Source organism: Brevundimonas sp. (genome assembly GCF_030656255.1).
In the GTDB taxonomy this organism is placed as follows: domain Bacteria; phylum Pseudomonadota; class Alphaproteobacteria; order Caulobacterales; family Caulobacteraceae; genus Brevundimonas.
This window is the reverse complement of the sequence record NZ_JAUSOE010000072.1, coordinates 1-8207: the sequence shown is the minus strand read 5'-3', so window position 1 is coordinate 8207 and position 8207 is coordinate 1. Positions and strand designations below refer to the sequence as shown.

Below are 8207 nucleotides of genomic sequence, written 5' to 3'. Positions count from 1 at the left end.
ACCCGCGCCTGCGCCTTCTGCAACGTCAAGACGGGCCTGCCCCAGCCGCTGGACCCGGAGGAGGCAGGCAAGGTCGGTCTGGCCGTGTCGCAGATGGGTCTGAACCACGTCGTCATCACCTCGGTCGACCGCGACGACGTGTCCGACGGCGGCGCGGCCCATTTCGCCGAAGTGGTGCGCCAGATCCGGTTGCAGGCGCCGAAAACCACCATCGAGATCCTGACGCCCGACTTCCTGCGCAAGGACGGCGCCGCTGAGGTGATGATCGACGCCAAGCCGGACGTCTTCAACCACAACCTCGAAACCGTACCGCGCCTGTATCTGAAGATCCGTCCCGGCGCCCGCTACTTCCACAGCCTGCGCCTGCTGCAGATGGTCAAGGAGCGCGATCCTGAGCAGTTCACCAAGTCGGGCATCATGGTCGGCCTGGGCGAGACCAAGGAAGAGGTCATGCAGGTGATGGACGACATGCGGTCCGCCGGCGTCGACTTCATCACCATCGGCCAGTACCTGCAGCCGACGCGCAAACACGCCGCCATCGACCGGTTCGTCACGCCGGAAGAGTTCAAGGCCTATGAAGCGATCGCCCGGGCCAAGGGCTTCCTGATGGTGTCTTCCAGCCCGTTGACGCGTTCGTCGCACCATGCCGGCGACGATTTCGCCCGGCTGAAAGCGGCGCGCGAGGCGCAGCTGCGCCGCTAAGGTTCGAATGGCCGTCCATAACGTCACGCGCATTCTGCCCTATGCGCCCGAACAGCTTGCCGATCTCGTCGCCGACGTGCGCGCCTATCCGGACTTCGTGCCCTGGGTGACGACGATGCGCGTGACGAATGAACGGACCGAGGCCGAGGGCGTCACCGTCTTGGACGCTGAAGCCGGGGTCGGCTTCGCCTTCCTGAAGGAACGATTCGCTACCTGGGTCCGACATGACCGCAATGCGCCCAAGGTCGAGGTCGGCCTGTTGCGCGGGCCGTTCAAGCATCTGAAGAACCGGTGGGAGTTTTTCCCCCATCCCGACGGCGCGCGGTTGGAGTTCATGATCGACTTCGCCTTCAAGTCGCGGATGCTCGACATGATGCTGTCGGCGAATTTCGACCTTGCGGTCAGCAAGCTGATCGGCTGTTTCGAAGCCGAGGCGCGACGGAGGTACGGCCCGCGATGAGCTTTGATTTCGACGCGACCGTAGTGGGCGCCGGGGCCGTGGGCCTGGCCTGCGGTCGGGCGTTGTCGAAGCGGGGCCTGACAGTGCTGGTGCTGGAGAAGGAAGGCCACATCGGCCAGGGCGTCTCGTCGCGCAATTCCGAGGTCATCCACGGCGGCCTCTATTATCCGACCGGATCGCTGAAGGCGCGGTTCTGCGTCGAGGGGCGGCGCGCCCTCTATGACTTCCTGGCCAGCCGCAAGATCGATCATCGCAAATGCGGCAAGCTGGTCGTGGCGACCGAGGCGGCCGAGGTCGAGCGGATTGAGGCCATCTTCGAACAGGCGACGGCCAACGGGGTCGAGGGGCTGGAGCACCTGACCGGCGCCCAGGCGCGGGCGCTGGAACCCGAGCTGAACGCCCACGCCGCCATCCTGTCGCCCGAGAGCGGCCTGTTCGACAGCCACGGCTATATGCTGGCCCTGCAAGGCGAGATCGAGGATGCGGGCGGCTCCGTCGTGGTCTCGGCGCCGTTCGAGGGCGCCGAATCACTGCTGGGCGGCGGGTTCCGCGTTCGCGTGGGCGGGGAGGGGGCGATGGAGGTCACCAGCCGCCTGCTGGTCACGGCGCCTGGTCTGTCGGCCCAGGCCGTGGCGGCGACCATCGAGGGCTATCCGGCCCGCGACATTCCGGCGGGCCATTTCGGCAAGGGGATCTATTTCCGGCTGGTCGGCAAGGCGCCGTTCGACCGGCTGATCTATCCGCCGCCCATCCCCGGCGCCCTGGGCACCCATTATCGCAAGGACCTGGGCGGTCAGGCTGTGTTCGGCCCCGACCTGGCCTATGTCGAGACCGAGGACTATTCGGTCGATCCGGCCAAGGCGGAGGTGTTCGCCGCCTATATCCGCCGCTTCTGGCCGGGCCTGCCCGACGGCGCCCTAACGCCCGACTACGCCGGAATTCGCCCCAAGCTGCATGGGCCGGGCGAGCCGCAGCCCGACTTCCAACTGCACGGCGTCGAACATCACGGCATCGACGGTCTGATGGCCCTGTTCGGCATCGAAAGCCCCGGCCTGACCAGCTCGCTGGCCATTGGCGAGGCGGTGGCTGTGGTCCTGACGGAGACCGCATGACCGAACGCGAGAAGATGCTGGCGGGCCTGGCCTATGATCCGGGCGATCCTGATCTGCGAGACGGCCGGGCTCGGGCCGTGGGCCTGACGGTCGCCATCAACGCCGAGCCGGATCGCGACCGGCGCAGCGCCCTGGTCAATGAATTGGTGTGCGCGGCCGACGGCAAGGCGGTGATCATGCCGGGCTTCTTCTGCGACTATGGCGTCAACATCCACCTGGGCGCGCGAGCCTTCGCCAACGCCAACTGCGTGTTTCTGGACTGCGCCGAAATCCGGATCGGCGACAACTTCCAGGCGGGGCCGGGGGTGCAGCTTCTGACGCCGGAACATCCGCTGGACGCCGTCGAACGTCGCGGGCTGGAATCCGCTCGACCGATCACCATCGGCGACGATGTGTGGATCGGCGGTGGGGCCATCGTTCTGGCGGGCGTGACGATCGGAGATCGCGCCGTCGTCGGAGCGGGCAGCGTCGTGACCAAGGACGTGCCGCCTGACGTCGTCGTGGTCGGCAACCCGGCCAAGGTGGTCAAACATCTGACGCGGAACGCCACCCCGTGATCCGTCAACTCGTCACGCCGCGCCTCGTTCTACGACGGGCGAGACCAGGCGATGTCGATGATCTGCATCAGGTCTTTTCGTCGCCGGAAGCCATGCGGTGGTGGTCGACGACACCGCATGAGACGAGGGAAAAGACGGCGGAGTGGCTGGAAAGCATGATCGCCGCCGCCCCGGAAACCAGCGACGACTTCGTCATCGAGGCGCAGGGCCGGGTCATCGGCAAGGCGGGATTCTGGCGGCTGCCCGAGATCGGCTACATCCTGCACCCGGACTATTGGGGGCGAGGCTTGGCGACGGAGGCTCTGACCGCTGTGATCGACCATGTCATGGCCACACGGGATATCGCTACGGTGACCGCAGATGTCGATCCGGCCAATGCGGCGTCCATTCGGCTTTTGACGCGGTTGGGCTTCCAGCAGACGGGGGCCGCCACCCGGACCTGGCTGGTCGGAGGCGTCTGGATGGACAGTCTTTACTTCGGCCTGGACCGTGATCGCTGGAAGTCGTTCAAGACGCCTTGAAATCATCGTGCGGTTCATGCATAAGCCGCGCCTCGCGTGGCGGCTCGGCGTTCTTCTCACGAAGGACTGGGGCCGCCGCTATCGTTTTCGCGCTTGATCAGGCTTCGGCTCTGGGCGGCGCCCGACTTAGAAGATTGAGACGGACATGGCCGTTCCGAAGCGGAAAGTATCCCCCTCGCGTCGCAACATGCGCCGCGCCCACGACGCCCTGAGCTCGAACGTCTATGTCGAGGACAAGGACACCGGCGAGCTGAAGCGCCCGCACCACATCGACCTGAAGACCGGCACCTATCGCGGTCGCCAGGTGATCACGCCGAAGGAAGACTAGTCTTTCACGGCCCTGGCTTCGGCCGGACGAAGTTTATTACGGCGCGCGGTACCCCGCGCGCCGTTTTCGTGCGTTCTGTGCGGCGACGCTTCTCAGAAGGACGCATGCCCATGATCCGTTTCGCCGCCGTCAGCGCCCTGGCGCTGCTCACGCTCGCCGCCTGCGAACGTCGTGACGACCCTGTGGCCCAGCCCCCTGCGGCCGCTGCGCCCGCGCCTGCCGAAGCAGCTCCGCCGGCGCCGGTCGACGCCTCTACCCTGACCGCAGACGGTCTGGGCGCGGCGCGAATCGGCATGACACGCGCCGATCTGGTTCAGGTCTGGGGCGAGGATTCGCAACCGAACGCCGTCGGCGGTTCCGATCCGGCGACCTGCGACGAGTTTCATCCGGTCAATGCGCCGACGGATGTCCGGGTCATGATCCAGAACGGCGTGCTCAGCCGAATCACCCTGTCGCGCGGCGCGACGATCAAGACCGACCGCGGTTTCGGCGTCGGTGACACGGGCATGGCGATCAAACAGGCCTATGGCGGCGCCGTCTTCGCCCAGGCGCACAAATATCAGTCGGCGCCGGCGGAAGATCTGTTCGTCTGGTCGCGCGGCGGATCGACCGCCTTCGTCACCGATCCTGCGGCGCGCGGGATCCGTTATGAGGTCGGGTCCGACGGCAAGGTGATGATGGTCCACGCCGGCGATCCGTCGATCCAGCTGGTCGAGGGCTGTTCCTGAGGCCTGGCGACGACGCAGGCATTGGCGATTCGCGGGGAGAGGGCTAAACCCCTCGAACCTGTTTTCGACTGAGACAAAGAGCCGAACCATGACCGACATCGCCGACATCGTCGCCCGCCAGATCCTCGACAGCCGGGGCAATCCGACGGTCGAGGTCGATGTGATCCTGGACGACGGCTCCTTCGGCCGCGCCTCTGTCCCCTCGGGCGCCTCGACCGGCGCCCACGAGGCCGTCGAACTGCGCGACGGCGACAAGGATCTGTGGGGCGGCAAGGGCGTGCAGAAGGCGGTCGACGCCGTCAACGGCGAGATCTTCGACGCCCTGTCCGGCATGGACGCCGAGGACCAGCGCCGTCTGGACGAGGCGATGATCGATCTGGACGGCACGCCCAACACGGCCCGCCTGGGCGCCAACGCCATCCTGGGCGTGTCCCTGGCCGCCGCCAAGGCCAGCGCCATCTCGGCCGGCCTGCCGCTGCACCGCTATATCGGCGGCGTCTCGGCTCGCGTCCTCCCGACGCCGATGATGAACATCATCAACGGCGGCGCCCATGCCGACAATCCGATCGACATCCAGGAGTTCATGATCCTGCCGACCGGGGCTGAGACCTTCACCGACGCCCTGCGCATGGGCACGGAGATCTTTCACGCCCTGAAGAAGCAGTTGAAGGACGCCGGCCACAACACCAACGTCGGCGACGAGGGCGGCTTCGCCCCGAACCTGGCCTCGGCCGAAGAAGCCCTGAGCTTCATCACCAAGGCGGGCCAGGCGGCCGGCTATCTGGCCGGCGAGGACTTCCACCTGGGGCTGGACGTCGCCTCGACCGAGTTCTTCAAGGACGGCAAATACGTGATGGCGGGCGAGGGCAAGACCGTCGACGCCGAGGGCATGGCCGCCTATCTGGTCGACCTGTGCGAGCGTTTCCCGATCGTCTCGATCGAGGACGGCATGGCCGAGGATGATTTCGACGGCTGGCGCCTGCTGACCGAACGTCTGGGCGACCGGGTCCAACTGGTCGGCGACGACCTGTTCGTGACCAATCCCGCCCGTCTGGCCGCCGGCATCGGCGAAGGCCTGGCCAACTCCATCCTGATCAAGGTCAACCAGATCGGCACCCTGTCCGAGACCCTGGACGCCGTCGATATGGCCCACCGCGCCGGCTATACCTCGGTGATGAGCCACCGCTCGGGCGAGACCGAGGATTCGACCATCGCCGACCTGGCGGTCGCCACGAATTGCGGACAGATCAAGACCGGCTCGCTGGCCCGCTCGGATCGGGTCGCGAAATACAATCAGCTGCTACGCCTGGAAGAGATGCTGGGCGACCAGGCCGTCTATTTCGGCGACGGCATGCTGCTGCGCTAAACCGGTGAATTGTCGGCGAAGAATCAGTGTTCTTCGCCGACTTTCTTACGGTCAAGCTACATTTCATTAGGCATTTTCGGGCACAGGTTCTGAACTGTGTTTTTCGCGCTCAGAAGGAGCGTTTGTCGTGCCCGAACGGATGAAACCTTACCGCCTGTCCCTCGCCCTGTTGCTGCTGCTCGCCTATCTGGGCGTTCAGGCTCTGACGGGCGAGCGCGGCCTGTTGAGCGGATCGTCGCGTGACGCCCTGATGGGGCAGCGTGAGAACCAGCTCGCCCATCTGACCGAACAGCGCCGCGACCTTGAGACGCGGGTGCGCTATCTGCGCACGGACAGCCTGTCGAAAGACTTGCTGGAGGAACGCGCGCGCGCCGTTCTCGGCTTCTCGGATCCGCGCGACTATGTGATCCGCGTTCAGGCTCAACCCGTTCAAGGGTAAAAACTCTTGCCGCTTGAACTATTGTTACAGCCAAGCCCGCACCCCTTTGCGTTCCGGGAAGGAAGGCTGCTAAAGCCCCCTTCCGTAACGATAAGAAGGCGTCGCTCCCCGGCGCCTAGCCGGGAGATGCCGGATGGCGAAAGCCCCAGCCAAAGCCACTCAGACCACTGCGCCTGACAAGCTTTTAAACACGCCATCGGCGTCCAAGGAGGACCTCCTCCGCTTTTACCGCGAGATGGTTCTCATCCGTCGCTTCGAGGAGCGCGCGGGCCAACTGTACGGCATGGGTCTGATCGGGGGCTTCTGCCACCTGTACATCGGCCAGGAAGCCGTGGCCGTCGGCGTTCAGGAGAGCGTCCGACAGGGTCACGACAAGATCATCACGGGCTACCGTGACCACGGCCATATGCTGGCCGCGGGCATGGACCCCAAGGAAGTCATGGCCGAGCTGACCGGCCGCATCGGCGGTTCGTCGCGCGGCAAGGGCGGGTCGATGCACATGTTCGACGTGCCGACCGGCTTCTATGGCGGTCACGGCATCGTCGGCGCCCAGGTGTCGCTGGGGACGGGTCTGGCCTTCGCCGGGAAGTACCGCGGCGATGATTCGGTGGCCTTCGTCTATTTCGGCGACGGCGCCTCGAACCAGGGTCAGGTGTACGAGAGCTTCAACATGGCCCAGCTGTGGAAGTTGCCGGCCATCTACATCATTGAGAACAACCAGTACGCCATGGGCACGAGCATCGAACGCTCGTCGTCCACGACCCAGCTGAGCCAGCGCGGCGCCAGCTTCGGCATTCCGGGCGAGCAGGTGGACGGCATGGATGTTCTGGCCGTTCGTGACGCGGTCAAGAAGGCCGTCGAGCGCGCCCGCGCCGGCGAGGGCCCCTACATCCTCGAAGTGAAGACCTACCGCTATCGCGGTCACTCGATGTCCGATCCGGCCAAGTACCGGACCAAGGAAGAGGTGGACGAGGTCAAGAAGACCCGCGACCCGATCGACCACATCAAGACCCTGCTGGCCGCCGCCAATGCGACCGAGGAAGAGCTGAAGGTCATCGACAACGAGATCAAGGCCATCGTCGCCGAGGCCGTTCAATTCGCCCAAGAAAGCCCGGAGCCCGATCCCTCCGAGCTCTACACCGACGTCTACGTGGAGGCCTGAGCCGTGACCGACATCCTCATGCCGGCGCTGTCCCCCACGATGGAAGAGGGCACGCTGACCAAATGGCACATCAAGGCAGGCGACACCGTGTCGGCCGGCCAGGTGATCGCCGAGATCGAAACCGACAAGGCCACGATGGAAGTCGAGGCCGTGGATGAAGGCGAAGTGCTGGAAATCCTGGTCGCCGAGGGTTCGGAGAACGTGAAGGTCAATACGCCGATCGCGCGTCTGGCCGGCGAAGACGGCGCGGCTGCGCCCGCGCCGAAGGCCGAGGCCGATACGCCCAAGGCGACCGCCGAGGGCAAGACCGGCGATCCCGAGAAGGCGCCGGCCCAGACCTCGACTCCCAAGGTCGAACTGCGCGATCCGGAAATCCCGGCCGACGCCAAGCTGGTCAAGACGACCATCCGCGACGCCCTGCGCGACGCCATGGCCGAAGAGATGCGCCGCGACGACGCCGTCTTCCTGATCGGCGAGGAGGTCGCCCAGTATCAGGGCGCCTACAAGGTCAGCCGCGAACTGCTGCAGGAGTTCGGACCCAAGCGGGTGGTCGACACCCCGATCACCGAGCACGGCTTCGCCGGCCTCGGCGTCGGCGCGGCCATGGCCGGGCTGAAGCCGATCGTCGAGTTCATGACCTTCAACTTCGCCATGCAGTCCATCGACCACATCATCAACTCGGCGGCCAAGACGCTGTACATGTCGGGCGGCCAGATCCGCGCGCCGATCGTGTTCCGCGGTCCCATCGGCGCGGCCAGCCGCGTCGCGGCCCAGCACAGCCAGGACTATTCGGCGTGGTACGCCCAGGTTCCGGGCCTGAAGGTCGTCGCCC

At 65.8% G+C, this 8207-nt stretch carries 11 protein-coding genes; all 11 read left to right on the top strand.

All coding sequences use genetic code 11. The features are described 5' to 3' along the window. Nucleotides 1-702, top strand: a 702-nt coding sequence (locus Q7J26_RS07670; RefSeq protein WP_304935894.1) for a lipoyl synthase, incomplete at its 5' end; no start/stop codon positions are given. 7 nt (nt 703-709) lie between these two features. Then, on the top strand, nt 710-1162 hold the full coding sequence (locus tag Q7J26_RS07665; protein ID WP_304935893.1) for a type II toxin-antitoxin system RatA family toxin: 453 nt from the start codon (nt 710-712) through the stop codon (nt 1160-1162). Continuing rightward, entirely contained in the window at nt 1159-2274 is a 1116-nt protein-coding gene (locus Q7J26_RS07660) for an NAD(P)/FAD-dependent oxidoreductase (RefSeq protein ID WP_304935892.1), read from the top strand. Before Q7J26_RS07665 ends, Q7J26_RS07660 begins: the two co-directional genes overlap by 4 nt. Continuing rightward, entirely contained in the window at nt 2271-2831 is a 561-nt protein-coding gene (locus Q7J26_RS07655) for a sugar O-acetyltransferase (protein ID WP_304935891.1), read from the top strand. The genes Q7J26_RS07660 and Q7J26_RS07655 overlap by 4 nt, the downstream gene beginning before the upstream one ends. Next, nucleotides 2828-3352 (top strand): GNAT family N-acetyltransferase, encoded by a 525-nt coding sequence (locus tag Q7J26_RS07650; protein WP_304935890.1) that lies wholly within the window; start codon nt 2828-2830, stop codon nt 3350-3352. Before Q7J26_RS07655 ends, Q7J26_RS07650 begins: the two co-directional genes overlap by 4 nt. Nucleotides 3353-3497: 145 nt before the next feature. After that, entirely contained in the window at nt 3498-3680 is a 183-nt protein-coding gene (gene rpmF / locus Q7J26_RS07645) for a 50S ribosomal protein L32 (RefSeq protein ID WP_035305966.1), read from the top strand. 110 nt (nt 3681-3790) lie between these two features. Beyond that, the gene (locus tag Q7J26_RS07640; RefSeq protein ID WP_304935889.1) at nt 3791-4408 is read left to right on the top strand and encodes a hypothetical protein; all 618 of its coding nucleotides are present in this window, start codon (nt 3791-3793) and stop codon (nt 4406-4408) included. Nucleotides 4409-4496: 88 nt separating this feature from the next. Beyond that, nucleotides 4497-5774, top strand: a complete 1278-nt coding sequence (gene eno, locus Q7J26_RS07635; protein ID WP_304935888.1) for a phosphopyruvate hydratase — start codon at nt 4497-4499, stop codon at nt 5772-5774. A gap of 139 nt (nt 5775-5913) precedes the next feature. After that, the gene (locus Q7J26_RS07630; protein ID WP_370651923.1) at nt 5914-6213 is read left to right on the top strand and encodes a septum formation initiator family protein; all 300 of its coding nucleotides are present in this window, start codon (nt 5914-5916) and stop codon (nt 6211-6213) included. A gap of 133 nt (nt 6214-6346) precedes the next feature. Beyond that, nucleotides 6347-7375 (top strand): pyruvate dehydrogenase (acetyl-transferring) E1 component subunit alpha, encoded by a 1029-nt coding sequence (gene pdhA / locus Q7J26_RS07625; RefSeq protein WP_304935886.1) that lies wholly within the window; start codon nt 6347-6349, stop codon nt 7373-7375. A 3-nt stretch (nt 7376-7378) separates the two neighbouring features. Further along, nucleotides 7379-8207, top strand: an 829-nt coding sequence (locus Q7J26_RS07620; RefSeq protein WP_304935885.1) for a pyruvate dehydrogenase complex E1 component subunit beta, incomplete at its 3' end; no start/stop codon positions are given.